A 1,054-nucleotide genomic window follows, 5' to 3' on the forward strand; every position below is an offset into this window, starting at 1 on the left:
TACACAGGCTGAATTCGTAGGGTCGGTCATGTGTTCAAGGGGTGTTCGATTATCAGGCCGGTCTGGGCGAGACAGCCGTCGAGTAGGTGGGGCCGGTATTGGATCTTCTTGAGTTTGCGTTTGATGATCCGGACGACTCCGTGTAGGTCGGTGACGACGAAGTTGGCCATGCTCCGGCGGAGTAGAGACCATATTCCTTCGGCCGGGTTCAGTTCGGGGGCGTAGGTGGGGAACTGATAGATGCGCAGCCAGTGGGCGTTGGCCTGGGCGAACTCGGTCAGTTCCGTGGCCAGGTGGATGTTGAGGTTGTCCCAGCACCACACGAGCGGAGCGCCGAGCTGCAGGTGGGTAGAGATGATCAGGTCGCGGTAGTCGCTCCAGGTGAAGCTCTTCGGCTCGTTCTTGCGTCCGTGGTAGATGAGCAGCTTGTAGAACAGATGCGGGCGCTGGCCGGGCCGGAAGCAGAGCACGCCGGCCATGTTGACCCGGCCGGTTCGTTTACCTCGGACAGTCATTTGAGGGCGGGCGCCGCGTGGTGCCCAGGTTCGTCCTTTGGGCGGCCTCAGCCCCTGACCTGCCTCGTCCTCGAAGCAGATATAGGCGCCCAGGTCCGCCGCGGTGGCTTTACGGCCGGCCACACCTGCTCTTTCCAGGCGGTGATCGCCTCTTCGTCGCGCTCCAGCGCGCGTTGCACCGGTACCTGCACCGACCAGCCGTGCCGGTGCAGAAGCTTGCCGACCCCCTCGATGGTGTAGCCGATGTGAAAGAGCCTGCCGATCAGCGTCTTGATCCGGGCCAGCGTCCAGCGCTGGTCATCGGCGAACCCGTGCGCCAACGGCCCACGACCCAGTTCGGCCTCCACCCGCGCCCACTGCGCGGTGCTCAGCTTCTCCCGTGAAACAGGCCCCTGCGACCGCAGCGCATCGATGCCGCCCCGCTGCCAGGCCGCGCGCCAGCGACCGACCGACCGCTCACTGACCCGTAACTCCCGCGCGATGTCCCGGGTGGACTCCCCGTCCTCGAACCGCTCGGCTGTCTGCAGCCGTAACCGCTC

2 protein-coding genes are annotated in these 1,054 nt (G+C 65.2%); both read right to left on the bottom strand.

All coding sequences use genetic code 11. From position 1 onward, the window contains the following. Window positions 1-26 precede the first annotated feature (26 nt). Window positions 27-638: a transposase gene (locus tag AB0F17_RS66480; RefSeq protein WP_358047872.1), complete on the bottom strand. Its 612-nt coding sequence runs from the start codon at window positions 636-638 to the stop codon at window positions 27-29. Next, the coding region (locus tag AB0F17_RS66485) for a winged helix-turn-helix domain-containing protein (RefSeq protein ID WP_358047874.1) at window positions 563-1,054 on the bottom strand (492 nt) is incomplete at its 5' end. The genes AB0F17_RS66485 and AB0F17_RS66480, both read right to left, overlap by 76 nt.

The sequence above is a fragment of the Nonomuraea sp. NPDC026600 genome, from assembly GCF_040638335.1.
Taxonomy (GTDB): Bacteria; Actinomycetota; Actinomycetes; order Streptosporangiales; family Streptosporangiaceae; genus Nonomuraea.